General features: G+C 56.6%; 23 protein-coding genes. 8 read left to right on the top strand and 15 right to left on the bottom strand.

Annotated elements, in window-relative coordinates; genetic code table 11:
* Positions 1 to 466 precede the first annotated feature (466 nt).
* Positions 467 to 3,979, top strand: coding sequence for a calcium-binding protein (locus SHM7688_RS15580; RefSeq protein WP_058240840.1), 3,513 nt, complete (start codon positions 467 to 469; stop codon positions 3,977 to 3,979).
* Between the two features lies 1 nt (position 3,980).
* On the opposite strand, the gene SHM7688_RS15575 is transcribed toward SHM7688_RS15580, so the two are convergent.
* From SHM7688_RS15575 to SHM7688_RS15545, 7 genes are all read right to left on the bottom strand, one after another.
* Entirely contained in the window at positions 3,981 to 4,610 is a 630-nt protein-coding gene (locus SHM7688_RS15575) for a nucleotidyltransferase family protein (RefSeq protein WP_058240839.1), read from the bottom strand.
* Entirely contained in the window at positions 4,588 to 4,998 is a 411-nt protein-coding gene (locus SHM7688_RS15570) for a Fur family transcriptional regulator (protein WP_058240838.1), read from the bottom strand. The genes SHM7688_RS15575 and SHM7688_RS15570 overlap by 23 nt, the downstream gene beginning before the upstream one ends.
* A gap of 99 nt (positions 4,999 to 5,097) precedes the next feature.
* Entirely contained in the window at positions 5,098 to 5,958 is an 861-nt protein-coding gene (locus SHM7688_RS15565) for a PhzF family phenazine biosynthesis protein (protein WP_058240837.1), read from the bottom strand.
* Positions 5,958 to 6,695 carry an endonuclease/exonuclease/phosphatase family protein gene (locus SHM7688_RS15560; protein ID WP_223229181.1) on the bottom strand — a complete coding sequence of 246 codons (738 nt, stop codon included), beginning with the start codon at positions 6,693 to 6,695 and terminating at the stop codon, positions 5,958 to 5,960. The genes SHM7688_RS15565 and SHM7688_RS15560 overlap by 1 nt, the downstream gene beginning before the upstream one ends.
* A 59-nt stretch (positions 6,696 to 6,754) precedes the next feature.
* The gene (locus SHM7688_RS15555) at positions 6,755 to 8,167 is read right to left on the bottom strand and encodes a protein adenylyltransferase SelO (RefSeq protein ID WP_058240836.1); all 1,413 of its coding nucleotides are present in this window, start codon (positions 8,165 to 8,167) and stop codon (positions 6,755 to 6,757) included.
* Between the two features lie 48 nt (positions 8,168 to 8,215).
* Positions 8,216 to 8,665 carry a GNAT family N-acetyltransferase gene (locus tag SHM7688_RS15550; protein ID WP_058240835.1) on the bottom strand — a complete coding sequence of 150 codons (450 nt, stop codon included), beginning with the start codon at positions 8,663 to 8,665 and terminating at the stop codon, positions 8,216 to 8,218.
* Entirely contained in the window at positions 8,662 to 9,603 is a 942-nt protein-coding gene (locus tag SHM7688_RS15545; protein WP_058240834.1) for a nucleoside hydrolase, read from the bottom strand. The genes SHM7688_RS15550 and SHM7688_RS15545 overlap by 4 nt, the downstream gene beginning before the upstream one ends.
* A 243-nt stretch (positions 9,604 to 9,846) precedes the next feature.
* Here SHM7688_RS15545 and selD point away from each other — a divergent pair, with 243 nt between their 5' ends.
* The gene (gene selD / locus SHM7688_RS15540) at positions 9,847 to 12,039 is read left to right on the top strand and encodes a selenide, water dikinase SelD (RefSeq protein WP_306341270.1); all 2,193 of its coding nucleotides are present in this window, start codon (positions 9,847 to 9,849) and stop codon (positions 12,037 to 12,039) included.
* Between the two features lie 13 nt (positions 12,040 to 12,052).
* Here the strand turns inward: selD and mnmH are convergent, their stop codons facing one another.
* Positions 12,053 to 13,105 carry a tRNA 2-selenouridine(34) synthase MnmH gene (gene mnmH / locus SHM7688_RS15535; RefSeq protein ID WP_058240833.1) on the bottom strand — a complete coding sequence of 351 codons (1,053 nt, stop codon included), beginning with the start codon at positions 13,103 to 13,105 and terminating at the stop codon, positions 12,053 to 12,055.
* Positions 13,106 to 13,583: 478 nt separating this feature from the next.
* Here mnmH and SHM7688_RS15530 point away from each other — a divergent pair, with 478 nt between their 5' ends.
* Entirely contained in the window at positions 13,584 to 14,021 is a 438-nt protein-coding gene (locus SHM7688_RS15530; RefSeq protein ID WP_058240832.1) for a hypothetical protein, read from the top strand.
* Positions 14,022 to 14,378: 357 nt separating this feature from the next.
* On the opposite strand, the gene SHM7688_RS20080 is transcribed toward SHM7688_RS15530, so the two are convergent.
* Positions 14,379 to 14,660, bottom strand: a complete 282-nt coding sequence (locus SHM7688_RS20080; protein ID WP_158500706.1) for a hypothetical protein — start codon at positions 14,658 to 14,660, stop codon at positions 14,379 to 14,381.
* Positions 14,661 to 15,280: 620 nt separating this feature from the next.
* Between SHM7688_RS20080 and SHM7688_RS15525 the strand changes: the two genes are divergently transcribed.
* Together SHM7688_RS15525 and SHM7688_RS15520 are read left to right on the top strand one after the other, a co-directional pair.
* Complete coding sequence (locus SHM7688_RS15525; RefSeq protein ID WP_058240831.1) at positions 15,281 to 16,099, top strand: YihY/virulence factor BrkB family protein; 819 nt, start codon at positions 15,281 to 15,283, stop codon at positions 16,097 to 16,099.
* A gap of 81 nt (positions 16,100 to 16,180) precedes the next feature.
* A complete protein-coding gene (locus SHM7688_RS15520; RefSeq protein ID WP_058240830.1) occupies positions 16,181 to 17,782 on the top strand; it encodes an AMP-binding protein in 1,602 nt (533 codons plus the stop codon).
* Between the two features lie 3 nt (positions 17,783 to 17,785).
* On the opposite strand, the gene SHM7688_RS15515 is transcribed toward SHM7688_RS15520, so the two are convergent.
* From SHM7688_RS15515 to SHM7688_RS15500, 4 genes are all read right to left on the bottom strand, one after another.
* Positions 17,786 to 18,019 (bottom strand): hypothetical protein, encoded by a 234-nt coding sequence (locus tag SHM7688_RS15515; RefSeq protein WP_058240829.1) that lies wholly within the window; start codon positions 18,017 to 18,019, stop codon positions 17,786 to 17,788.
* A 124-nt stretch (positions 18,020 to 18,143) separates the two neighbouring features.
* Positions 18,144 to 19,211, bottom strand: coding sequence for a dihydropteroate synthase (locus SHM7688_RS15510; RefSeq protein WP_058240828.1), 1,068 nt, complete (start codon positions 19,209 to 19,211; stop codon positions 18,144 to 18,146).
* A gap of 2 nt (positions 19,212 to 19,213) precedes the next feature.
* Positions 19,214 to 20,146 (bottom strand): methylenetetrahydrofolate reductase, encoded by a 933-nt coding sequence (locus SHM7688_RS15505; RefSeq protein ID WP_058240966.1) that lies wholly within the window; start codon positions 20,144 to 20,146, stop codon positions 19,214 to 19,216.
* A 26-nt stretch (positions 20,147 to 20,172) separates the two neighbouring features.
* A complete protein-coding gene (locus tag SHM7688_RS15500; protein WP_058240827.1) occupies positions 20,173 to 20,469 on the bottom strand; it encodes a virulence factor in 297 nt (98 codons plus the stop codon).
* Between the two features lie 297 nt (positions 20,470 to 20,766).
* Here SHM7688_RS15500 and SHM7688_RS15495 point away from each other — a divergent pair, with 297 nt between their 5' ends.
* Both SHM7688_RS15495 and SHM7688_RS15490 read left to right on the top strand, forming a co-directional pair.
* Positions 20,767 to 21,879 (top strand): Ppx/GppA phosphatase family protein, encoded by a 1,113-nt coding sequence (locus tag SHM7688_RS15495; protein ID WP_058240965.1) that lies wholly within the window; start codon positions 20,767 to 20,769, stop codon positions 21,877 to 21,879.
* 80 nt (positions 21,880 to 21,959) lie between these two features.
* Positions 21,960 to 22,676, top strand: coding sequence for an RlmE family RNA methyltransferase (locus tag SHM7688_RS15490; protein WP_058240826.1), 717 nt, complete (start codon positions 21,960 to 21,962; stop codon positions 22,674 to 22,676).
* A 19-nt stretch (positions 22,677 to 22,695) separates the two neighbouring features.
* Here the strand turns inward: SHM7688_RS15490 and SHM7688_RS15485 are convergent, their stop codons facing one another.
* Both SHM7688_RS15485 and SHM7688_RS15480 read right to left on the bottom strand, forming a co-directional pair.
* Positions 22,696 to 22,890: a hypothetical protein gene (locus SHM7688_RS15485; RefSeq protein WP_058240825.1), complete on the bottom strand. Its 195-nt coding sequence runs from the start codon at positions 22,888 to 22,890 to the stop codon at positions 22,696 to 22,698.
* A 121-nt stretch (positions 22,891 to 23,011) separates the two neighbouring features.
* A complete protein-coding gene (locus SHM7688_RS15480; protein ID WP_058240824.1) occupies positions 23,012 to 23,920 on the bottom strand; it encodes a lysophospholipid acyltransferase family protein in 909 nt (302 codons plus the stop codon).
* A 189-nt stretch (positions 23,921 to 24,109) separates the two neighbouring features.
* Here SHM7688_RS15480 and SHM7688_RS15475 point away from each other — a divergent pair, with 189 nt between their 5' ends.
* Positions 24,110 to 24,814, top strand: a complete 705-nt coding sequence (locus tag SHM7688_RS15475; RefSeq protein WP_058240823.1) for an acylneuraminate cytidylyltransferase family protein — start codon at positions 24,110 to 24,112, stop codon at positions 24,812 to 24,814.
* Positions 24,815 to 24,818 lie beyond the last annotated feature (4 nt).

The raw sequence follows: 24,818 nt of genomic DNA, 5'->3' as shown, positions 1-24,818 counted from the left end.
CGATACCACCTCCTCGGCGTCAAATGCGGCAGCTTTGCAGCCTTGTTTCATTGGGTTTGGCGCTCAAGTGACGAGAATGTGGCAGCTTTTGGGCACTGTGCATCTTCTTAAAATTTGGAAAATATCGGCCCGCAGCGGAGAAATTTTTGATCTGCCTTCAAAACAGTATGAATACTGGGGTTTGAGGCGAAATATTTTTTAAAAACAAATTATTATATTACTTAAGTAAAGTTGCTGATGCTTTGTTTTAGGTTCGTTAAGAGACGTAACTTACCTCTGAATGTGGGATTTGTATCGGCCCGTGGGGGGCCATATCGTGGGGACGAGGCTATGTTAGACAAACAGATTTCTCCTACTGAACGCATCAGAGCAAAAGTGCTGATGTCGCGAAGCACAGGATGCGTTTCCACGAAGCTGGACATCACCATCCGCACGCCGCGCCACTGACGACTCTGAGGACAGTTTTATGCCTATTACCATTACTGTGGATCACAGTAGTGCACCGGTAGAGGTGCGCGCGGACATGTTCGGGGCCAACCTTCTGGGGCGGACCAACGAAACAGATGGTGTTCCTAACGATCTTTACATTGATGCCGTAGATGAGGTGGGCGCGACCCGATTGCGCTATCCCGGCGGACGTGCGGCCTCTGAGAACATCATCGAGCTGGACCGCAGCGAAAGTGGCTCCGATCAGTTGCGCGAAGATCTCAGAGCGTATTTGGATTGGGCGATGGACACCGACAGTCGCACCACTCTTGTGTTGCCTGCATTGACCGACGAGCACGCCAATGTCCGTGATGTGCAGGACTGGGCCGAACTGATGCTCACCTATATGGGCGATAAGGCCGATCTGATTGTTGGTTATGAAATTGGCAATGAATTCTGGGCCGAAATTGATGAAATTGAATATGGTGAAAATGCCTATGACATTGCCAAGGCGCTTGGCACGGTCACGGTAAATGGTCATCAGCCGCAAATTTGGGTGCAGACTTCCAACGTGGTGGGGGGCGCCTCCAACTACAAAGGTGGCAGCTATGGCTCCATCAGCGACGCTGACGCGATCGCCGCTATGGAGCATTGGGATCCAGACTTCCGGCCAGATGACTGGCAGGATGGGCAGAGCGCGCAGAAATACTACGTCGGCCTAAGCAATTTCCATCAGCGTGTGATCAAGGGCAATCTTGAGTTGCTGGAGCAGCTTGATGCGGATCACGACATCACCAATGGGTTCCAGAAAGACACCACGACCAACGGCATCGATGGGATCATTGCGCATTACTATTATGACGATAATGTTGAGGGCTATGATCTGACGGATGTGGCAACACGGTCCGAGATCAAGGCGCTGGATCTGCGGTTTGCCACCTGGGAAGCCATGATGCCTCAGAATCTCGACATTCAGGTGACTGAGTGGAACGTGGAAACCAACACTTGGGCCTGGATGGGTCTTCGCGGTGCTGGCGTTGTGGTTGAGCAGTTTCAAAATATGATGGAATTGGGCGTGGATGGCGCTGATTTCTGGACACTCCGCCATAACACCACGACGGCCGTTGCCGGTGCCAGTGGGGACGCAGGGGCAATTGAATTAACCCCCTCCGGCATGGCGCTGAAGTTGATGGCGGAGAGCCTCGGCGCCTCTAGCACGCCGATGTACACTGTGGACCTTGGCGGGTTTGATCCAACTGAGCTGGAGGTGAATGGCTACACCAATGGCTATCGCAGTGTGATCTATGTGACCTCACATAGCGATAATTTTGCGGAAGAGTTCTCTCTTGATCTGTCATTATTGGCGCCACACGCGCTGAGCTGGAGCGGGCGCACCATTGGAATTGATGCCAACAGCTCCGATGGCCAAAGTGACAATGCGGCCTATGATGAGGACGGTAACCTCGTTTCAAGGTTGTCCCGCCGCAAAGTGGACGATGCTGAACGGGCGGAGCTGATTGATGTGTTGGGAGACGCTTATGATGAATCGTTTTTCAAGCTGAGCGGTAGTCAGTGGCTGACCTACCTGCCCAAACCAGAAGATATCTATCTGCGTCCCGGTGTTGGCCGTCCGAGCAGCATGGACGACTTCTACTTTGCCACGGAAACAGATGTTGCGGCCTCATTGACTGAGGTGTCCCAGCTTGAATTAGGGGATCGCGTCTCTGATTTGACGGTCACTCTGAACCCATATGAGGTTATCGAGATCACCATTGAGCATGCGCAGGTTGTCATGGGGAACAGTTCTGCGGATGTGTTCAACGGTGGCAGTGGCGATGATGTAATCTACGGCAGTGGCGGCGATGATTATATCCGCGGGTCCGGTGGGCGCGACAATCTTAATGGCGGCACTGGTGAGGACACGTTGATCGGCGGGGACATGAATGACCGCCTTGAAGGTAAAGCAGGCAACGACCGGATTTTTGGCGGCGCAGGTGACGACAAGATGGTTGGTGGCGACGGCGACGACTATCTGCGCGATGATGGCGGAAGCGACGATTTTGTGGGCGGCAATGGGCGCGACACGGCTGCTTATTGGGGGCACCAGACAGCGGTGTTCGTAGATCTTGAAACCGGGGCCAACAACAGTTCAGACACGTACAACAGCATTGAAAACATCTATGGGTCAAACCTGGCCAATGACACGATCTTTGGCGATGCGGGGGACAATCTTCTGCATGGGGCAGGTGGCGATGATCGGCTTTATGGACGCTCTGGCAATGACACGCTCAAAGGCGGAGATGGCAATGATTTCCTGCGCGATGTCAGTGGTCGGGATGTGTTCGTGGGCGGCAATGGACAGGACACCGTGTCGTACTGGGGGGATCAATCCGGGGTAAGCGCCAACCTCACCACGGGGGCCAATTCCAGTGGAGACAGTTTCAACAGCATTGAGCACCTTCAGGGCTCCAATACTGGGGGGGACTGGCTGGCGGGCAACCACCTGACAAACCACGTTGATGGAGCCGGAGGCAATGACTCGCTGTATGGCTATGATGGCGACGATATCCTTGAGGGGGGTGCCGGTGCGGATCGGCTGTTTGGCGGATTGGGAGACGACCGACTGGAAGGCGGATCTGGCAATGACTTCCTGCGTGATGATGGTGGTGTAGACGTTTTCCTCGGTGGAGACGGGCAAGATACGATTTCTTACTGGGGCAGCAGCGACGGTGTGCGGATCAATCTGGGCAATGGCAACACTCTGGATGGGGACAGCTTTGACGGTATTGAGCATGTCTTTGGGTCCAATCTGGCCTCCGATACGCTGACAGGTGATGAGGGCGCCAATAAGATTGATGGAGAAGGTGCAAGCGATCTGTTGCGCGGCAAGGGCGGCGATGACACGCTTCTGGGCGGCAGCGGCAATGACCGGCTTTATGGGGAGGACGATGATGATCGCCTCTATGGTCAAAGCGGCAATGACATCATGGATGGCGGCGCAGGTGATGACTATTTCCGCGATGAAGTGGGCCGTGACACGTTTATCGGCGGTGCTGGCGAAGACACGGTCTCTTATTGGGGGCTGCAATCAGGCATCACAGTTGATCTGAGCACGGGGCAGAACAGCGGTGAAGATAGCTTCATGGGGATTGAGCATCTGATCGGGTCAAACAGCGGCAGCGATGTTCTGACCGGTGATGATGGCGACAATTTCCTGCGCGGGGCTGGCGGCAACGATACGCTTATTGGGGGCGCAGGCAATGACACGCTGCGTGCGGATGAAGGGAATGATCGTCTGGAAGGTGGGGATGGTTCCGATGTCTTTGTCTTCCACAATGACTTTGGTCAGAACCTCATAACCGATTTTGAAGTCTCAGGTGGTTATGACGTGATGGATCTGTCTTTTGTGGCGGAAATCACGGATTACACCGATCTTATGAGCAACCATATCCGTCAGTCCGGCGAGGATGTTGTGATCTTTGTGGGCAGCGATCAAATCACATTGGAAGATGTGGCGATCAACGATCTGGACAGCGGTCATTTCCTGTTCTGACCTAAAGCCCTCTATCAAATTGAGCTGCGTACCAGGTGGCCCACTCCTCTGGTGTGTCCAGATCTGTGAGTGCGTGCTCTTCCGGCAAAGGACATAGATGAATTTGCGATTTGTTGTCCTGTAAAATACTGCGCGCGCCCAAATCGCCGGAGAGTTTTGAAAGAACGGGGAAATAAGGCTGGGGAAAGATCACCGGATGTCCCGGGCGACCATCCTCAGCGGCCCCTCTGATGATAAGGTCAGGGTGGGCCTGATGCATTTCTGAAAGCGTTGCAAAATCCGCTGACGTAAGCTCCGGCATATCTGCGGGTACAATCATGACCGCACTGGCGTCAGGTCGCACAAAGGACAAAGCCCCTTTCAGTGAATGCGCCATGCCCTCTGATGCTTCTGGCACCACGATGCTCTGTGCAGATGTCCCTTTCAAAGCGGCCGCGCGGGCGGGGCGGTCTTGGGGCAGGGCCACAAGCACCTGATCAGAGATGTCTGAGACCCGCTCTACCAGAACCCTCAGAAGAGGGATGCCATCAATGGGTTGCAGGAGCTTGTCCTGCCCACGCATGCGTGAGGAGGCGCCTGCCGCCAACAACAAGGTTGTCAGCCTGCGGCTATTGTTTGAGGGGAACGCCATAAAGCTCCAGCCGGTGGCCCTTGAGTTTATAGCCCAGCTTTTCTGCGATTTTTTCCTGTAGCGCTTCAATCTCGGGATCGACGAATTCGATCACTTCGCCAGAGTTGATGTCGATGAGGTGGTCGTGATGGGCCCGCTCCGCATCTTCATAGCGCGCACGCCCGTCGCCAAACTCCAGCTTGTCGAGAATCCTCGCTTCTTCAAAAAGCTTCACGGTACGATAGACAGTGGCCAGCGAAATGCCGGCGTCACGCGCGGAGGCGCGGGCATAGAGTTCTTCCACGTCGGGGTGATCGGTGCTGTCCTGTAGCACAGCGGCAATTATGCGTCGCTGCCCCGTCATTCGCAGGCCTTTTGCTTCGCACCGTTCAATGATTGTGTCGCCCATGACTTGTCCGTTTTGGATCCGTTTGTTTTCTGGCTTTCCTGTCTATCGAAACCACTCAGCAGTTACCACAGGTTTTGCTGGCAATGTTGCAATTCAAAATCACTGTTTCTGTCTGTGGCACAGAACCCCTTCCATGACCTTGATCGCACTCCCGGATACTGTGACATTGTCTTGCGCGGCTTGCACTGAAATTTCGCTGCGCCGGCCCATATCTTCGCCCTGAACAATAGAAAGTGTCACTGGGGCCTGTTCAATTTTGGACAGCAAGGCCCCCAATGTGGCACAGGCGCTGCCGGTGGCGGGATCTTCTGGGATATTGTCGAGCGGTGCAAACATCCGGGCATGAACCATGCCGGTATTGCTGTCGCAGGTATAGGCAAATTGAGCAAAATCGAGGCTCGATGGGAAGGTGGCATGTCCTGCACGAAAGGCCGAGACATCGGTTTCAATCGCGCCCAGGGCCTTGCGATTTTTGAGTCGGGTCAAAGTAAAGGGCAGACCTAGAGAGGCCATGGTTGGCGGATGCGTTTCGAAATCAATGTCTTGCGTGGAAATACCTAAGGCTGCCGCCACGGTTTCCGGATCTGGTTTGGCCAGTATTTCCAGTTGTGCGGATGTGGTGAACGCGGCCATACCTGCCTGTACTTTGCAGGGTAGGATCCCGATGCCCAGTTCCAGCGTCATCTCGTCTCTACCGCCCATATCGTTGAGGGCCACAGCGGTGCCAATGACCGGATGACCGGCAAAGGGGATTTCCATCGTGGGGGTGAAAATACGCACCCGCGCGGTGTTGGTGGCGTCTTCGGGAGGGAAGACAAAGGTTGTTTCGGAGAAATTGAACTCGCGGGCGATGCGCTGAAGGTCGTCTTCCTTCAGTTGTGTTGCATCAGGGATGACGGCTAATGGATTGCCACCAAAGGGCGAATTCGTAAATACATCGTAAACAAAATAGCGCGTCATTATGCGTTGGCCTTTCGCGTGGCTGTCTGACGTGATGTTTGTGATGGGGTCTCATCAGTGACATCAAAGTCCATCCAAATGGGGAGATGATCGGAGGCGGCTTGCGCTGGAATGCGTGTCAAAATGCCATGATTTTTCGCGATGACATTTTCGGTGTGGGCAAAGCCGTCCAATGCGGCAATGGGGCGTGGTGCGGGGAAGGTATGGCCGGTGGGCACAAAATCAAAACCTGGCGTCGCCGCGTCCAATGCGGTTTTTGGGCCCCATTCATTGAAGTCCCCAGCAATGATCGTGGGCAAAGGCGGCAGGCGGCGTAGCACGCGAGAGACGGCATTCAGCTGCATCAGGCGGTAGCGCCGCAAAAGGCCAAGATGCAGGCCGATCACCCGGATCGGGCCTTCCTCTGTGTCCAGATCCGCCCGAATGGCACCTCGTGGCTCCAGCCCCGGCAAATCCAACCCCTGCGCTTCAATCACCTTTATCGAAGGGCGCAACAACATCGCATTGCCATGCCAGCCAAGAGAGCCCCGAGGCTGTCCAAAATCCACGGGCATAAGCCCCTTCTTTTCGACCAGATCGCGTGGCAGGGCTGTTGGACGTGGCGGGAGCCGTTTGTCTGCCTCCTGCAACACAACGATATCTGCGCGCAGCGCCCGGATCACCACCATAGACCGCGCCGGGCGCCGTTGCATATCAATGCCAACACATTTCTGAAGATTGTAACTGGCAATACGCACGGTGAGCCTGTCTCTGATGCTGGTGTCTGATCCTGATGATACGTCTTGCTGCGGGTTTGTTAAGTGCCGCAGAAGGTTTGTGTCACTCTTTCTTCGGGTCGTGGCGGCAGGCAATAGCTTCGGTACTCCGGATCCTCCTGATAGGGATCTGCCAAGGCGCCAGCCAATTGGTGGAAGGGTTCAAAATCACCCGCCACTGCGGCGGCAATCATGGCTTCCACCTGATGATTGCGCGGGATGCGCGCCGGATTGGCCGCGGCCATATGCTGTGCCACGGCATCTTCACCCTCCGTGAGCCTTGCCTGCCATTTTGTATGCCAAGACGCAAAATCCTTGTGAGGGATCAGCATCTCCGAACTTTCAGGAGTGCGCGACAAAGATCTGAAACCATTTGTGAAATCAGCCTTTTGCTCTGAAAGGATGGTGAGAAATTCAATGATGAGAGCTTCATCCTGCTCATGTGCTTCAGAGAGCCCCAGCTTGGCGCCAAAACGGGCGCGCCAAGCGCTTCGGATCACATCTGGCATGGCGTTGACCAGATCGGTAAACTCGGCCACCGCAGCGTCGGAGTTGTCTTCGAGCGGCAGCAGCGCCGTGGCCAGCTGTGCTATGTTCCAGACGGCGATATCTGGTTGATTTCCATAGGCATAGCGCCCGTTTCGATCTATGGAAGAGAACACCTGTCCGGGATGGAATGTATCCATGAAGGCGCAGGGCCCAAAGTCGATGGTTTCGCCGGAGATTGTCGCATTGTCGGTGTTCATCACCCCGTGGATGAACCCCAATGCCATCCAATGCGCGATAAGTTTCCCCTGTGACCGGATCACGGCCTTTAAAAACTCTGCGGCGCTTGTGGCTTCGGGGTAGTGACGTGCGATGGCGAATTCCAACAGCGCGGCCAGCCCCTCTTTGTCTTGCCGTGCGGCCAAAACCTGAAAGGTGCCCACGCGCAGGTGACTGCTTGCCACCCGCGTCAGAACCGCACCGGGCAGAGGGCGTTCACGGATGACCTCTTCGCCGGTGGTGACGGCGGCTAGCGCACGCGTTGTTGGCACACCAAGCGCATGCATGGCCTCAGACATGATATATTCGCGCAGTACCGGACCCAGCCAAGCGCGCCCGTCGCCACGGCGGGAGAAAGGCGTGGGCCCAGACCCTTTAAGCTGAATGTCATATCCCTTTGTTTCACCAAGCAAAACCGCGCGACCATCCCCCAGTTGCGGGTTCCAGTTTCCAAATTGATGGCCGGCATAGAGCTGCGCCAGCGGCTCTGCGCCGTCAGGTAGTACATTGCCGGCAAAGACCTGCGCGAGCTGCGCCTCATCTTCTGTACCGGTGATGCCCAAGGTGGCGCCAAGGGGCTGATTATACGCAATCAATTGCGGCGCGCGCACGGGTGTCGGCATTTGACGGGCGTAAAGCCGATCAGGCAGGCGGACATAGCTGTTTTCAAAAGGAATATGCAGGGTCATGAGGGCAACATAAGCGCGGAGGGAAAAAATGCCACCCCGCGCCTTGTTTCAGCGCAGACGCGTCAGGCGTGTGCCGTGCTCTGCTGCGCGAAAGCCAAGCCGGGCAAACAGCTTGCTGGAGGTGGAAGGGTTTGGAGACCCTTCGACATGGAGCGCCACCACACCATTGTTTTCAAGCGTTTGGCAGAGGCCAAACAACGCATTGGAGGCCATACCGCGCCCGCGCACATTGGGGCGAATGAAAACCTCCTCAATCGTGCCGCTCAGCCCTGCAAATGCCATGGACCAGGTGAATGTCACAATCACATAGCCGACCGGCGCGCGCCTTGGGCCGATCAGATAGGCAACCCCATAGGGGGAGCCTTCCAAAAGCGGCTGAAGCGCGGTCTGCCGGTGCGTTGCATCCGATGTGATCTGATGTTCGGCGTGAAAGGCCGCCACGAGAGCTTCGAGTTTGGCAAAGTCGTCAGCGGTGGCAAGGTGCAGCGCGCCGGTCATAGGCGGGACAGTCTTTCTGTCAAAAGCGCAAAAAAGCCGTCTGCGTCGACATCCCCGATGAAGAGCGCATTGGGGGTACGTTCTGTCACGCCCCACCAGTCGGCGACGGTCATGCCCATGGTGAGCTCAGATTGCGTTTCGATCTCCACATTGATGTGGCGTCCGGAAAAGAGATCTGGCGCGATCAAGTAGGCGGTGACGCAGGGATCATGAAGTGGCGCACCTTCGGAGCCATATTTCTCTTTGTCAAATCTCTCAAAGAAATCCGTCATTTCTGCGACGGCTTTGCCAACCTTGGTGCCCAGCGCGCGGAAGGCATCATTGCGTGGTTTCGTCACCAGAACCTTGTGGGTTACATCCAGGGGCATCACCACAATTGATACGTCAGATTTAAACACAATATCAGCAGCTTGTGGATCAACGTAAATGTTAAACTCAGCGGTAGGTGTGATGTTGCCAACTTCAAAATAGGCCCCGCCCATCAGGATAATTTCCTGAACCTTTTCAATGATGTCCGGCGCTTTTGTGAACGCGGTTGCGATATTGGTTAGGGGTCCAAGCGGACAGAGCGTGACGGTGCCGGTGTCGTGGCTGCGCAGGGTTTCGATGATGAAATCGACCGCATGTTGGGACTCTAAGGTCATGACAGGATCCGGCAGAGCAGGCCCATTGAGACCGGTTTCTCCATGCACATGTTCTGCGGTCACCAAGGCCCGTCCCATTGGGCGATCACATCCCTCATAGACCTTAACGTTTGCTTTACCTGCCAACTCACAGACAATGCGTGCATTTTTCGATGTCAGGGAGAGTGGCACATTGCCTGCTACGGCGGTGATGCCTAAGACGTCAATCTCTTCTGGGCTGGCAAGCGCCAGAAGGATGGCGACGGCATCGTCTTGGCCCGGATCTGTGTCGATGATGATTTTGCGCGCGCTCATGGTATCCCTCTGCTGTCGTGAAGGGGCACATTCTCAGGGGGGAGAGAGCTTGTCCAGAAAGGATCGCTTGCGCGCACCAAAAAGCCTGCGATCTGGTGAAAATCCGCCGAGTTGGCCGCTGGAAGGTGCTCCGGGCTTTCTCCGCACAAGTCATATTCACTTTTTCGAAGGTGGCTGTTGTTGTGCTGTCTGATCGGGTATCGACTTGCCGAGAGACCGCATGGGGCGGGCAAGGAGCGGGCAATGGGCATGACGGGAAACAGCATTCTGACACGAGATCTGGTTTTGGTCGGTGGCGGGCATGCCCATGCGCTGGCTTTGCGGATGTGGGCCATGGCCCCGGTGGCTGGGGTGCAGCTGACGCTGATCAATCCGGGCCCCACAGCACCATATTCCGGCATGTTGCCGGGTCATATTGCCGGTCACTACACGCGGGACGCATTGGATATTGATCTTGTGAAGCTTGCGCAATTTGCCGGTGCCCGTTTGATCATGGGCGCTGCAGAGTCTGTCGATCCGGTGGCCAAGACCATCACGGTCACAGGGCGGGGTAAAATTGCCTATGATGTGGCCTCCCTCGATGTGGGGTTGCACGCAGTGACACCCCATCTGGCGGGATTGGCGGAGCATGGCGTTGGCGCAAAACCCTTGGATACCTATGCCGACCGCTGGGCCTCCTTTGTAGCGCAGGTTGCGGCGGGACAGGCTCAGCCGGATGTTGCGGTGATTGGCGGCGGCGTGGCCGGGGTTGAATTGGCCATGGCCATGGCACATCGCCTTGCTTCCGTCGGAGCCAAAGGCGGCGTCACGGTGATTGAAGCGGAAGGACAGCTTGCGCCCATTATACCACGCGCGGACCCGGTGCTGCGGGCGGCGATGGCGCGGTTGGGCGTCAATGTGGAGACCAATGCCAAGGTTGCAGAAGTCACCCCAGAGGCCGTGATCCTGAGCGATGGGCGTCATATTTCTGCGCATCTGACCGTGGCAACGGCGGGTGGGTTTGCCCACCCTTGGGTGGCGCAATCGCCGCTACCCTGTGATGCAGATGGCTTTGTCAAAGTGGATGCAGAGTTGCGTGTGTTGGGCTGTGAGGGGCTGTTTGCGGTTGGAGATTGTGCGCATCTCACGGCTTCGCCAAGACCCAAAGCCGGGGTGTTTGCTGTGCGGGCTGCGCCTGTGCTGCTGCACAATCTCAAGGCGGAACTGGCCGGGGACGCGATGCGATCCTTCTTGCCTCAGGGGGATTACCTCAAGCTGATTTCATTGGGAGGACAGGAGGCCATGGCCGCCAAATGGGGGCGTTGCCTGTCCAAACCGGCGAAGCGGCTCTGGGCGATCAAGGACCGGATTGATCAGAAATTCATGGCGCAGTTCACCCATTACCCCAACATGGGGGCGTCCCTATCACCAGACCAAGGAGCGGTGGCCTTTGGTGCGGAGGAAACTGCGCAGCAGATGCTGTGTGGCGGCTGTGGGGCCAAGGTTGCCCCGACAGAATTGGCCAAAGCTTTGGCTCAGATGCCACAGAATAGGCGCGCGGATGTTGTGAGCGGCCCCGGAGATGATGCGGCGCAGCTGCGCTTTGGCGATGTGACACAGGTGATCAGTGTGGATCACCTGCGCGGCTTTGTGGCGGATCATGGCCTGGTTGCGCGCATCGGGGCGGTACATGCCTTGGGGGACATCTGGGCCATGGGCGCGGCACCGCAAAGCGCGCTGATGTCGGTGACCCTGCCGCGCATGTCTCCGGATTTGCAGGCCCGCGCCATGGCGGAAATCATGGCGGCAGCAGGGGATGTGGTGCGCCACGCCGGAGCGGACATCGTTGGCGGGCATAGCACCATGGGGGCGGAGCTCAGCATCGGCTTGACCGTGACGGGCGTGCTGGAGCAGGCCGCGATCACAGTTGCGGGGGCGCAGCCCGGCGATGCGCTGATCCTGACGCGCCCGATTGGCTCAGGTACGATATTGGCGGCCTCCATGCAGGGAAAAGCGCGGGGTGCAGATGTGACAGCGCTTCTGGAGCGAATGGCGCGGCCGCAGGGAGATGCGGCGGAAATGTTGCGATCTGCGCATGCCATGACGGATGTGACGGGTTTTGGCCTGGCAGGGCATTTGAGAGCGATCTGTGCAGCCTCTGATGTGGCGGCTGTGTTGGATCTCGCAGCAATCCCGACCTATGCGGGGGCCGAAGCTCTGGCCGCAGAAGGACATCGCAGCACGATCTATGAGGCCAACCGCGCCCATGCGCCGGTGACTGGGGGGGCGGGGCCAAAGGTCGCTCTGTTGCATGATCCGCAGACTGCGGGAGGGCTGCTTGCAGCGGTTGCGCCTCAGGCGGCCGAAGGGTTACTGATAAAGCTGCGCGCAGCGGGGCATGAGGCGGCCGTGATTGGTCAGCTTGAGGCCGGCCCAGTGGCGCTGCGCTGTTTGTGAGCGTGGGGAGCCCCTATGCGTCTGCCTGTTGTCGCGCGATGATCTTTGATGCGGTCTGTGCCAATGTGGCATCGCTGAGATCCTCAAGGAACAGCTCTTGGGCCTTGGCAGCATGGTTGCGGGAGATGCGCCGATACCTCGGGTCATAATGGGTTTCAATCAAGGCGCGCGTGAGGCTTGGGTAATCCTGCGCCGCCACCAAAGCCTTCCATTGCGTGACACAGTCATGACCGTGGTAGCTTGTCAACTGCTCCAGCACCTGAAGCAGTTTGTCGGTGTCCGCGCGCATGTCGGGGTAGGCTGTGATGAGATGGGCCACACGCGCGTCAAGCGGCGCATTGAGACGCAGGGTTGGGGCAGCGATCATGGCTTGCCAGAGGCTGGGCGGCAGGATCAGGCGGCCAATTTTGGAGCTTTCCGCCTCCACATAGACCGGACGGGCCGGATCAAGCCCGGCGATCCCCATGGCGAGCCTGCTTTCAAAGGCTTTTTGGCTGGGCTGATTTGCGCCCATGGGGCCAAAAAGACTGCCACGGTGTTCTGCCATGGCTTCCAGATCCAGCGTCTGTGCGCCTTGTTGTGCCAGGTGATCCAGAAGGCGGGTTTTGGCGGTGCCGGTGCCCCCGTCGATCAGCACAATGGGGCAGGGCATGCGCCCATCATAAAGAGCTTTGGAGACAAGGCGGCGATAGGCCTGATACCCACCCTCCACCGTGTCAGCGCGCCAGCCGATCTGTTTGAGTATGATCGCAACCGAGCCAGAGCGTTGGCCGCCCCGCCAGCAATACACCAGCGGCCTGTAGCTGCCATCCCGTTCTGCCAAAGGCCCCTCTAGATGTGCTGCCATACTGCGAGAAACGATTGCCGCGCCAATCTTGCGCGCTTTGAAGGGGCTGTCCTGAACATAGATGGTGCCAACTTTGGCGCGCTCTGCATTGGACATCGCAGGCAGATTGATGGCGCCGGGGATGTGGTCTTCGGCAAATTCCGCAGGCGAGCGCACATCAATGATCTCATCAAATGGCAATGTGGCGAGATCGGAGAGTTGGGTCAGCGTGAGAGGCATGTGCACATCCGGATTGAGATGCGCATTGCATAGCGTGAACTGCTTCTTCGAGCCAGTGTTTCCGACGTACTGGCCATGCCTGTGTGAAAGACTAAGCCTAGGCTCAGGACCCATTAATGTTTTAGCACCGGTTTGACAGATTTTCGAACCGACAAGGAACATGGCCGCAGGAATAGTGTTCTATTTCAAGGGTATGTGACGATGCTCAGTTCGAACATCCGCCAAATCGCAGACGTCAAAATCGCGGCATCTCAGTGGCGTGAGATGCTTGTAAATAGTTCCACTATGTCCAGCACATCTCAAACCCCTGATATTTTGCGATTTTGGCGCCGGTGCAGAAAAATTAATGGGTCCTGAGCCTAAGCACGCTATATGTTGCAAGGGGCGCAATAAGACCCATGCAACATATAAAATTATCCTATTATTTGGTTCAAATTTAGTATAAAATATTGCTCGTATTTATTTTTAAGGTAACGTTATGAAAAAGCATATTTTTGCAGCAGCGGTTGTGTCTCTTATTTCCGGCGGAGGCGCCGTGCAAGCGGAGCCCGCATTTGGATTTGGTCTCAGCTATGTTTTTGGCGGTGATTGGGCTTTAGGTGTCCGTGTATTCCATGACAATGAACCGGATGAAGTGAAGCTGGCCTTGGGTGCGGATTACAAATTTGGATCCGGCTCTTTTCGCCCAACTGTTGGTGTGGCCTATCTGGCCGATGACTATTATCTGGACCTAAGCCTTGGTTATGACACCGGCACACAAGCGCTTGATTACGGTCTTGGACTGGGCGCTTCTTTTGAGACAGAAGAGCCAGAGAGCGGCGGCTCTCCCGATGTTGATCCTTCCGATGTGCCGACGACTGGTCCAATCGGATGTGATACTGCGACAGCTGGTTTGAGGTCTGCCTGCTCAAACTAACTCAACTCGCGGATCCTGTGTGATCTCTGCCCCATCTTGCGCGTCGTCCAAGTGCACAAGATGGGGCAGGGATCTACCGCTAAATATATCGTTCCCGAGGCACCATAGCCAAGCAATCACACAGCTTCATTTTGATGCGCCGGCCTCTGGCCGTGATGATTGTGCTGCCTGTGATTTGGTTTTATCGGAACGATCAGGTCTCAGCCTCTCTAGAGCATGAGTGCTGTGCTTTGACCAATACTAACGCACAACGTGCAGAGCGCCCGCCGGTGCGTGTGAGTTGACGTGCGGCGTCTAAAACGAGGCGGGTGACCGACATGTCAAGAGGGCCGTCACACGTGCTATGTTGTGGTTGTCTTATCCGGCTTGATTGATGGAGCCATACATCAAATCATCCAGAGTGACCCGATCGACCCTAAGACTTCGCGTCATGAGAGGGGAAATGGGAGGGGTTGCGAGACCATCGGTGCGCGCAACAGAAAGCGCACCGCTCATCGACCAAAGAATGGCGTTTTGGTGGCTCTGCGTGATGCAGAATTCTGTTACAGAATGAGGTATGTGCATCAAATTTGGTAATGTGTGTGATGTGAAGACCGGCAAGTTGATCGCCCGAAATTTCGCTGAACTGCCATGTTTCATTCTTACCTGCCGAATGGCTGGATTCTTTGATGTCATCGCATTGTCGGCGCATAGGCGCCGTTATTGAGAGTGTCGAAAGTTACAAATGCGGGGTTGATCAGGCTTGGGTCGTCACACCTTTAAAGTTGTTTTGGTGCATGTTGTGTTTTGGGGGAACTGGTGTGGCGATCATCGATAGATACGCCGGTGTCATGATGGTAAGGCGCCGGCGCTCGCAAAGAGGGCCGGCGCGTGCCTTGGGTTTCGTGAGCGGTCTGGCATGGGCACAGACAGATCAAAATGCCAAGGCGTAACATTTTGATCAGACAACCAACGCCTGAGGGAGGAGGAGGGAGAGTAGGCGTTGGTCGTCTAAATGCGTCACATATGCCTAGGGAGGGCTGCGGCGCAGGTCGTTCCCGGAAGCAGTTGATCCATTCCCCAGATCCTGTCGCTCCGTGTAACCTTGATATGGTGCAATTCTAAACAAATCGTTTTTGAATCTAAGAAGATTCATTGTGAATTCATGCCAAATGGCCGGTGTCTTCTTTTTGGCGCGTCTCGTACCGGCATATCGTCTTGACGCTTAGGGCGCGCTCAGGCCAAATCGCGTCAAACGGGTGAAGTGGGGTAGGGTGACAATGCTGAAGAGCTTCAAGGCAACCGTACTCCGTTTTCTGGAGAAGGGCGGCTTTGTGCGCAGCTCGCACCTGGCCCTGTCTTTCATGTTTGCCATTTTTCCCTTCTGTCTATTTGCTTTGTCGCTTGCCGGTGTGCTCAGCCCACAGGCCAAGGTCGATGATCTGGTGAATTTTGCCATTGGTGCCTGGCCGGATGCGATTTCGGGGCCCATTGAAAGCGAGCTGCGTGCGGTGCTTCAGGCCGGGAGTTCAACGGTGACCGTAGGGGCGCTTCTGGCGATTATCTTCGCCTCAAATGGTGTCGATGCGATCCGGCTTGTCATCACGGACGCCTATCGCGAGACCGATCCGCGCCCCTTCTGGAAGACACGAGGCCTGTCGATCCTTTTTGTGATCGCTGGATCATCCCTGTTTGTTATCGCAGGCGGCGTCAGCCTGATTGTGCCACTGGCCTTGCACTATTTTGATGAGTTTGTGCCGTGGCTCAATCAATCCATTCTCAGCAATGAGGATTTCCGTCAGTTGGTCACGATCTCGATCAGCCTGTTCTTCCTCTATGCCTGTCACAAATGGCTGCCGGGGGTAAAACACAAGACAGGCGACCTCTGGCCGGGCATTTTATTGTGCGTCATCCTTTGGTGGGCGGCTTCTAAAGCCTTTGCTTTTTACATCTCCAGTTTTTCGACCTATTCCGTGACCTATGCGGGATTGGCCGGGATCATGTCGGCTTTGGTATATCTGTATCTCATGTCTGCAATCTTTGTGCTGGGCGCGGAATTCAATGGCCAACTGATGGATGAGCGCCGGCGCGCACAGTGATTGCCTGATCCCGTATTGTTGCGGATTGCACCCTCCTCGACTTTGCGTAAAGTCGCCCCACTCAGGGGAGGAGACCGGGACATGACAACCACCATTGATGCGCTGTTCACTGCGCGCGCCAAGCTCTTTGAAAACAACGTTTTTCTGCGTGTGCCAGGCAATGCTGAGCGGGCCTATCATCCAGATGGGTATGACTGCACATATGGGCAGGCGCTGGCGCAGGTCATGCAGATAGCAACAGCCTTCAAAACCGCAGGTTACGGCCATGGACACCGCGTTGCCGTGTTGCTTGAAAACCGGCCTGAAATGTTGCTTGTAAAACTGGCGCTGGCACGGTGTGGCATCAGTTGGGTCCCGGTCAATCCAGACTATCGCCCTGCGGAGGTGGCCTATCTGTTGCAGGATTGTGGTGCCGAGCTGGCGCTTGTGGCGCCCACGCTCACAGAGCTGATGCAGGCGGGCATCGCCGAGAGCGGGCGTGACGTGCAGATGGTTGTGTTTGAGCAAACCTTGCCAGTATTGCCGCAAAGCCCCTCCACGCCGCCCAAATCAGGGCCGCTCACCGCTGAGACAGAATCCAGTTTGATCTACACCTCTGGCACGACGGGGCGCCCCAAGGGCTGTATGCTCAGCCATGCCTATGAGGTGGAAATGGGGCAGTGGTACGCCTCTCGCGGGGGGCTGATCCAGTTTGAAGCGGGGCACACCAAAGTTTACTGCCCCCTGCCGCTTTTTCATGTGAATGCCGCCATTTTGCTGTTTATGGCAGTCATCGAAACCGGCAGCACCCATATCATTCCTGAGCGGTTTCGCGCCAGCGCGTGGTGGCGGGAACTCGCGGAAACAGAGGCGACAGCGGCGCATTATCTGGGCATCATTATTCCGGCTCTGATGAACCGGGCACCGGAAGACTGGGAGCAGAAACATAAAGTCACATGGGCCGTTGGGGCAGGGGTGGAACCCACCTTGCACCGCCCCTTTGAAGAGCGCTTTGGCTTTCCGCTGGTCGAAGTTTGGGGCATGACTGAAATGTGCCGAATGCTGGCGGATTGTCATGAGCCGCGCCAGATCGACACCCGCGCAATGGGGCGGCCACAGCCGGGGCTGGACGTGCGCGTGGTAGATGAAAATGACATCGAAGTGGTGCGCGGTACGCCCGGTGAAATGGTGCTGCGCTATAGCGATGCGACCCCAAGGCGTGGTGCGTTTTCCGGTTATCTGAACCTGCCAGTGGCCACAGAGGAGGCCTGGCGCGGAGGCTGGTTTCACACCGGCGATACAGTGATGATGGATGACAGCGATATGGTGTTCTTTGTGGATCGCAAGAAGAACATCATTCGTCGCTCTGGCGAGAATATTGCCGCTGCTGAAATCGAAGCTTGCCTGCAGGACCATCCCAAAGTGGATCGCGTTGCGGTTGTGGCGGTGCCCGATGCGATGCGCGACGAAGAGGTCATGGCCTGCATTCAAATTATCGGTGATGTTTCAGAGGCTTTGGCAGAAGAGCTGTTTGAGTGGTGCTTTGCGCGGCTGGCCTATTACAAGGCGCCGGGTTGGATCCGTTTTATGGCGGATATTCCGGTGACAGGAACCCAGAAAATTCAGAAACATAGCCTGTTTGGTGCGGAGTCTGATCCCACAGCGGGCGCTCTGGACTACCGTGGACGTAAGAAACGCGGGTGATTTTCAGCAGATCACACGAAACGGGCTGGTGTCACAAAGGATGATGAAATCCCGGTCCGTTTCGATGAGATGCCAGCCGCGTTTGCGCACGGCAAGTTCCAAAGCGGCGCGCCCGCACTCTCGATCTACATCCGCCACCCGACGCTTTACCGCGCAGGTTTCCCCGGTTGTGAGGGTTTTGAAAACCTGATCCAGCCAAGTCTGACCGGTGGTCGTATGTGCCAGTGTGGGTTGCATAGGTTTACTTGACGGTACCTTGGTAAAGGACGGGTTAACCGCGCTTCCCTAATTTTACAAAAACACAAAAAAAGCCCGAAGTATTGCACTTCGGGCTCTTTTGTTTTGGCATTTTAAGGTGCGATCAGCCGCGACGACGGCGGCGACCACCACGACCACCGGCTGCGGCGTCATCCGGGGATTTGTTGAACTTGATCCACTCTGCACCACCTTCGTCGTTGTTGGTCAGGAAGTTGGCAGCGCGGATGGCTTCCATTTCCTTGCCGGGGCGTGCCTTGGTGGAGCCCATGCCGAAGAGTTTTACGAAAGCTTCGTCGTCCATGCCTTCTGGCAAAACCACACCGGCGGCTTCAACTTCTGCTTTCTTCTCAGCGATCTTTTTCGGGCCGATTGGCAGCGCAACCGGGTTCATGATTGCGGAGGTCATGCCTGTGGCCATCGCCATTGGCAGGAAGGCGTTGTTGATACCGTGACGGTTTGGCAGGCCAAAGGAAATGTTGGACGCGCCACAGGTGGTGTTCACACCCAGTTCATTGCGCAGGCGGTTGTTGAGTTCAAACACCTGCAGACCCGCAGTGCCCATGGCGCCAATTGGCATCACCAGAGGATCAACCACGATGTCATGCGCCGGGATGCCAAAATCGGCAGCGCGTTCAACGATCTTTTTGGCAACCGCGAAGCGCACTTCCGGATCTTCGGAGATGCCGGTGTCATCGTTGGAAATCGCCACAACAGGCACATTGTATTTGGCAACCAGCGGCAGAACCACTTCCAGACGCTCTTCTTCACCTGTGACGGAGTTCAGCAGCGGACGGCCTTTGGCGGCGGCCAGACCTGCCTCAAGCGCGCCGGGCACAGAGCTGTCGATACACAGCGGGCAATCGGTCACTTCCTGCACTTTTTCCACAAGCTGACGCATCAGATCAGGTTCAACAAAGTTGTTGTCCGCGTAGCGAGGATCTTCGGCCATTTTGTTGGAGAAAACTGCGCCGGAGTTGATGTCCAGAACGGTGGCGCCTGCGGCAACCTGTGCCAGCGCGTCGGCCTGCACGCGGGAGAAATCGCCGCGCTCCAGCTCTTCGTTTAGGATTTTACGACCCGTGGGGTTGATGCGCTCGCCGATCACGGTGAAGGGCTGATCAAAGCCCATGATCGCGGTTTTGGTGGCGGATTCGATAATGGTACGGGTCATGGTCAGTCCTGTTGTGCAGCAGCGGGTTTGGTCGAGGCGCCGCCATTTTCAATGGCCCAGTTGGCATTGGTTTTGATGCCACCGAGCGGGAAGAAGTGTACTTTTTCGATGTTGAAGTCGGGGTTGGCCGCCTTATGCGCTGCCAGACCGGCCAGAACTTCGGTGGGCTCATGTGGCAAAAGCAGTTTGGACACATCTTTCGCGCGCTTCTGCAGCACTTTGAGAGAGGGGCCAACGCCACAGGCAATCGCGAATTTGATCATGGTCTGCAGCTTGGCGGGGCCTGCAATACCGATGTGGATCGGCAGGTTCATACCGCGCTCTTTCAGCGTGTTGGCCCATTCGATCACTGGGTCTGCCTCAAAGCAGAACTGTGTCGCCAGCGCCATGGAGGCGTCGGTGCGCTTGGAATATTCCTGTTTCCAGTCCAGCGCCGCGTAGGTGTTGGTGCGCCCGCCATCTGGGTCGATGTCCATGTTGGGCTCTGGGTGGCCGGCAACATGCAGATTGGTAAAGCCGGCTTTGTCAAACAGGCCAGTGTCCAGAAGCTGCATGGAGTCAGAAAAATCGCCGTGTGGGGTTGTCACGCCACCTGCGAGCAACAGCGCCTGTTTCACGTCGGCTTCGCCCTGATACATGGAGATCCAGGTCTCAAGCGTGGCTTTGTCTTTGATGATGCGCGCCGGGAAGTGGGGCATCACATCATAGCCCTCGCCTTTGATGCGCTTGGCTGTGGCAACCATGTCTTCGATTGGGGTGCCTTCGATGTGCGCGATGTAAACGCGTGTGCCTTCTGGCAACAGAGCGCGGAAATCCTCAACCTTTGCCGCTGTGCGCGGCATGACTTCGATGGAGTAGCCCTTCAGGAAAGCTTCCATCTCCGGCGAGGTGGTCTTGCCCTCTTCCGACTTGCGCTTGAAATTCAACAAAGCCATTGCGGCCTCCCAAAATGAGGGGCGTGTCATGCCCAGCCTTCATTTGCGATCAGAGCCTTGATGCGCTCGCGATCGTATTCTGCCTCAAGCCGCGCCACCTCATCCTCCAAGATGGTTTGCGGCTCACCTTCTACTGTGTAGGGATCAGCTTTGCGCCATTCTGCCAGATACGCATCCGTACCCGAAGCGCCGACCTTCATCGCTGCGCGGTCAATGGCCTGCTCAAAGCGTTCTGCCAAAGGCTTTTTCGCGCCGCGACGCCCTTTGCCCACAATCACTTGAGCGGGAATATCGCGCCAGTAAACAATGGTAACATCAGGCATGGGATTTGATTCCTCCAGTATCGGTAGATCATTCCTAGGGCAGGGATGACGACCGGCTTGGTACAATTTCGACAAAAGGAAAGCTTAACGCGACCTCGGGGTTTGTTGTGAGCGCTTTGTAGCCCTGACAAGGCGCGCTGGCTATGTGGTGCGGCGTGAAATCTTTACATGATAAAGATGAAAGGCGCAGAGGCGTAAAATCAATGCTCGGTTTCAAGGCATTGAATGGGCTGGAGGGATTGCGTGGCGTGAGCCGAAGGACTAGGTTGAGATCAACACGAAATGGAGGGCGTGACGATGACGCCCAAGCGTCCCAAAGGTGCGGGCGCATTCCCAAAACCGGTTGAGAGCCCCGCGCCCAAACCGCCCGATCCCAGCACGCTTTATGCGGCGCTGGATCTGGGCACCAACAGTTGTCGCATGCTGATTGCTCAGCCAAAGGGCAGTCAGATTCATGTGGTGGACAGCTTTAGCAAGTCTGTCCAGCTGGGCTCCGGACTGGAGAGCACCGGCCGTTTGTCGCGCGGCTCAATGCGGCGCACCATACAGGCCATGCGCATCTGCCAGCAGAAGCTCAAGCGCCACAAGGTGAAGCGCATGCGGCTGGTGGCCACAGAAGCCTGCCGACGCGCCAAGAACGCACGGGATTTTGTGCGGCAGGTGCGGCGGGAAACCGGCCTGCAGCTTGAGATCATTCAGGCCGAAGAAGAGGCACGTCTGGCCGTGATCAGTTGCGCGCCTTTGGTCTCTACCAAGACGGAACAGCTCTTGGTGGTGGATATTGGCGGCGGCTCTACAGAGCTTGTCTGGATTGATCTCTCTTCGGTACCCCGCATCGAGCGCCCGCGCGCGATCATGCGCCTGCGAGGCGGTTTTCACACGGTCGATAGCCCATTTCCGGCTGCCAAGGTGGTGGATTGGATTTCGGTTCCCCTCGGGGTTGCCACCCTGCGAGATCAATTCCGGGATGTGGAAGATGATGCTGCGCGCTTTGCCCTGATGAGCTGGTTTTTTGAGGAGAACCTGAGCGAGTTTGCCCCTTATAAAGATGCGCCCCCCAGTGAGGGGTTTCAGATCATTGGCACCAGCGGCACGGTGACAACTGTTGCGGCGAGCCATCTTGGATTGCGGCGGTATGACCGCAACAAGGTGGATGGGCTGCGCATGACCAGCGATCAGATTGACAAGGTGATCCGTGGCTATCTGGATTTGGGGCCAAAGGGGCGACGCAATGATCCGCGCATCGGGCAGGATCGCCAGGCTCTGATCATGAGTGGCTCTGCAATTTTGCAGGCACTCTTGCGCTGCTGGCCGACGGATCGGCTCTCTGTTGCAGACCGCGGGCTGCGGGAGGGCCTGCTTTATGCGCAGATGAGTGCAGATGGAGTCTTGGAAGACGGGCATTTTTAAGACGTTCGGATTGCGGTTCGCCTTGTGAAGCTGACAAAAATGATTAGAAGACACTCTCTCTAGAGAAAACGGGTGCGGATATGGCCAAGAAACCGACCGGCAAGAACACATCAGGACGCGGACAGCGTGATTTGACCATTAAGGTCAAGTCTGCGCGCGGGCGCAAATTGTCCAGCACCCGTTGGTTGCAGCGCCAGTTGAATGATCCCTACGTTCTGCGCGCCAAGGCCGAAGGCTACCGTGGTCGCGCGGCCTTTAAAATCATGGAACTGGATGACAAGTATCGCTTTCTCGTTCCGGGTGCGCGGGTTGTGGATCTGGGCTGTGCGCCCGGTGGCTGGTGTCAGGTGGCCGTGCCGCGCGTGAATGCGCTTGGCGAGAAGGCTGGCAAGAAAGTTGGCACCATTTTGGGGGTCGATCTTCAGGAAGTGGAGCCTATTGCGGGCGCTGAAATCCATCAGCTTGATTTCATGGAAGACGATGCCGATCTAAAGGTCAAAGACTGGCTTGGCGGTCAGGCGGATGTGGTGATGAGCGACATGGCCGCGGCCAGCTCCGGACACAAACAGACCGACCACCTGCGCATTATGGCACTCTGTGAAGCGGCGGCTTACTTTGCATTTGACGTGCTGGAAGAGGGCGGCACCTTTGTGGCCAAAGTATTGGCCGGGGGGGCGGAAGGCGAGCTTCAGAAGCTCCTGAAACAGAAGTTCACCAAAGTCGCCAATGTGAAACCGCCCAGCAGCCGCTCAGACAGTTCTGAAAAATTTGTGGTCGCCACAGGCTTTCGCGGCTGAGCGAAACTTGCCACTGGCCTTATGCGTTGCGGCGCAGGGAGCTTGTGGCATTTTGCAGCAAGCGATCCGCAAGGAAGTCACCCTCAGCGCGCGCGGCTCTGGCCTGCGCGCTTTGTGAGGCAAGGTTCTGTTGGCGCAGAAGCTCGAAGAGGCGCGCATGGCGCGAGACCTTTTGAGGCTCTGCTTTGGGCGTCGCAAATAAAGCCTGAAACATGAATATCTCCTATGGCGGCAGGCGCCCGGGCAGACTGGGCGCATGTGTGATTTTGCCTGTGAGAGATGGTGAAACTGGTGCGCAAATACGGCGTTTCTGCGAAGCGCCTTTAAAAATCGACTTAAGCTTTGCCGCGTGCGCGGTCTTCTGACGTGGCATTTCCGGCATCGCGCCAGCGATTATGGGTCCACATCCATTGGCCCGGGTGTGCCCGGATTTGCGCCTCTAGGCTTGCGTTTACGGCCTGCGTCATCTCCTCGGGCGTGCTGCGCACGATGGCTGGTTCCGTAACAACCTTGTAGCTGCCGTCAGGCTCGCGGACACCATAGACCGGTATCAGCGGTATGTCATATTTCAGCGCAAGTTCGGCTGACGACAAAGCCGTGCGTGCGGGTTTGCCCATGAAGGGCATCACAGGCGCATTGTTGATGCGTTGATCCTGAACGATACCGACAAAGCCGCCGCTGCGCAGATGTTTGATCATGCTGGACATACCGCGGCGACCGCGTTCAAACATCGGTTCCCCAAATTTGGCCATGGCCTCCACGTAGTGCGCGTTAAAGAAGGGATTGTTCATCCGCTTGTAGAGCACACCAATTGGGATGCCATTCGCCAAAAACGCCCCGCGCGCGGCCAGATAATTGCCAAAATGCCCGGTGACCAAAAGGCCGCCTTTGCCCTCCGCTTGCGAAGCTTTCGCGATCTCCAGTCCGGGGCCAAGGATCGGGACCGCCGCACAACGTGCCAGAAACTCATCGGGCGAATAGGTTTCCATGAGCATGCGCCCCATGGTCTCTGGTGTTTCGCGCACAATGGCTTCGACCGCATCGTGGGACAGCTCAGGCATCACCAAGGCAAGGTTTTCGCGAATGCGGCGACGACTGCCTGAGAGGGGGGCCAGAACTTTGGTGGCAAATTTTCCGGCAAGTGTAATGCGCTGTTCATAAGGCAGGGTGCGCATGGTCGCGAGGAACCCACGGATGAAGACGTCACTCACACGATGAGAGAATTTGCCCTGCGGTGCGTCCATGGTGGGGATGTTCCTGCGTTGCATCTGTCCAAAATTCAGTTTCGTATTTAGGTTCTGTCCTGCGCACGCGCAAGCACATTGCCGCGTTTGCGAAGGCATCCCCATCACATTGCGCACGGGGATTGCAGGGCGGGGGCTTGTCTGGCATTGAATGAAGCAAAGCGGTTTAAAAACAATGGAGAGACAGGAATGATCCTCGGACATATCGGAGCGCGCAAAGGCTCCAAAGGCGTGCCGGGCAAAAACTTCAAGGATCTCTGCGGCAAGCCGATGATTGACTGGTCTCTCGACCAGCTGCTTGAGCATCCTGAAGTCGATGCTGTGGTGGTGTCTACAGATGATGAAGCCATATATGAGCATGCGGTCGCCAAGGGCGCTTTGCCAATTGGGCTGCGTCCGGCGGAGCTGGCTACAGATTCCGCGCCCAAATGGGGTGTTTGGCAGCATGCCATGGCCACGGCGGAATCCACCGCAGGTCAGGCGGCGACGGCTTTTCTCGATTTGGACTGCACTTCACCTCTGCGTCACAGCAGCGATATCAGCGGGGCGATTGATCTCTTTCTGAAAGAGGCGCCGGATATGGTGATGAGCGTCTGTGAGGCGCGCAAGAACCCCTATTTTAACCTTGTGGAACCGGATGAAACCGGAGCACTGCATGTGAGCAAACCGCTGCCCGGCGGCGTCTGGGCGCGGCAGGCCGCGCCAACGGTCTATGAGCACGCCGCCTCAACCTATGTGGTTGCGCCAGAGTATCTGCGCCGTGCCAAAACCATTTATGAGGGGCGTGTGATCCCGTTTGAAATGCCGCCAGAGCGCTGCATTGATGTGGATTCCCCCTTTGATTTCAAGCTGGTCGAGATGCTTCTGCGTGAAGAGCTTGGTCAAGACGGCTGAAGGA

It is taken from the genome of Shimia marina (genome assembly GCF_001458175.1).
Taxonomy (GTDB): Bacteria; Pseudomonadota; Alphaproteobacteria; order Rhodobacterales; family Rhodobacteraceae; genus Shimia; species Shimia marina.
This window is presented reverse-complemented; position numbering and strand designations above follow the sequence as displayed.

What these genes read in the sequence shown, in the direction of transcription:
- SHM7688_RS15580 (WP_058240840.1), top strand. Translation starts at nt 467, where the DNA reads ATGCCTATTACCATTACTGTGGATCACAGTAGTGCACCGGTAGAGGTG.
- SHM7688_RS15575 (WP_058240839.1), bottom strand. Translation starts at nt 4,610, where the DNA reads ATGGCGTTCCCCTCAAACAATAGCCGCAGGCTGACAACCTTGTTGTTG.
- SHM7688_RS15570 (WP_058240838.1), bottom strand. Translation starts at nt 4,998, where the DNA reads ATGGGCGACACAATCATTGAACGGTGCGAAGCAAAAGGCCTGCGAATG.
- SHM7688_RS15565 (WP_058240837.1), bottom strand. Translation starts at nt 5,958, where the DNA reads ATGACGCGCTATTTTGTTTACGATGTATTTACGAATTCGCCCTTTGGT.
- SHM7688_RS15555 (WP_058240836.1), bottom strand. Translation starts at nt 8,167, where the DNA reads ATGACCCTGCATATTCCTTTTGAAAACAGCTATGTCCGCCTGCCTGAT.
- SHM7688_RS15550 (WP_058240835.1), bottom strand. Translation starts at nt 8,665, where the DNA reads ATGACCGGCGCGCTGCACCTTGCCACCGCTGACGACTTTGCCAAACTC.
- SHM7688_RS15545 (WP_058240834.1), bottom strand. Translation starts at nt 9,603, where the DNA reads ATGAGCGCGCGCAAAATCATCATCGACACAGATCCGGGCCAAGACGAT.
- selD (WP_306341270.1), top strand. Translation starts at nt 9,847, where the DNA reads ATGGGCATGACGGGAAACAGCATTCTGACACGAGATCTGGTTTTGGTC.
- mnmH (WP_058240833.1), bottom strand. Translation starts at nt 13,105, where the DNA reads ATGCCTCTCACGCTGACCCAACTCTCCGATCTCGCCACATTGCCATTT.
- SHM7688_RS15530 (WP_058240832.1), top strand. Translation starts at nt 13,584, where the DNA reads ATGAAAAAGCATATTTTTGCAGCAGCGGTTGTGTCTCTTATTTCCGGC.
- SHM7688_RS20080 (WP_158500706.1), bottom strand. Translation starts at nt 14,660, where the DNA reads ATGAAACATGGCAGTTCAGCGAAATTTCGGGCGATCAACTTGCCGGTC.
- SHM7688_RS15525 (WP_058240831.1), top strand. Translation starts at nt 15,281, where the DNA reads ATGCTGAAGAGCTTCAAGGCAACCGTACTCCGTTTTCTGGAGAAGGGC.
- SHM7688_RS15520 (WP_058240830.1), top strand. Translation starts at nt 16,181, where the DNA reads ATGACAACCACCATTGATGCGCTGTTCACTGCGCGCGCCAAGCTCTTT.
- SHM7688_RS15515 (WP_058240829.1), bottom strand. Translation starts at nt 18,019, where the DNA reads ATGCAACCCACACTGGCACATACGACCACCGGTCAGACTTGGCTGGAT.
- SHM7688_RS15510 (WP_058240828.1), bottom strand. Translation starts at nt 19,211, where the DNA reads ATGACCCGTACCATTATCGAATCCGCCACCAAAACCGCGATCATGGGC.
- SHM7688_RS15505 (WP_058240966.1), bottom strand. Translation starts at nt 20,146, where the DNA reads ATGGCTTTGTTGAATTTCAAGCGCAAGTCGGAAGAGGGCAAGACCACC.
- SHM7688_RS15500 (WP_058240827.1), bottom strand. Translation starts at nt 20,469, where the DNA reads ATGCCTGATGTTACCATTGTTTACTGGCGCGATATTCCCGCTCAAGTG.
- SHM7688_RS15495 (WP_058240965.1), top strand. Translation starts at nt 20,767, where the DNA reads ATGACGCCCAAGCGTCCCAAAGGTGCGGGCGCATTCCCAAAACCGGTT.
- SHM7688_RS15490 (WP_058240826.1), top strand. Translation starts at nt 21,960, where the DNA reads ATGGCCAAGAAACCGACCGGCAAGAACACATCAGGACGCGGACAGCGT.
- SHM7688_RS15485 (WP_058240825.1), bottom strand. Translation starts at nt 22,890, where the DNA reads ATGTTTCAGGCTTTATTTGCGACGCCCAAAGCAGAGCCTCAAAAGGTC.
- SHM7688_RS15480 (WP_058240824.1), bottom strand. Translation starts at nt 23,920, where the DNA reads ATGGACGCACCGCAGGGCAAATTCTCTCATCGTGTGAGTGACGTCTTC.
- SHM7688_RS15475 (WP_058240823.1), top strand. Translation starts at nt 24,110, where the DNA reads ATGATCCTCGGACATATCGGAGCGCGCAAAGGCTCCAAAGGCGTGCCG.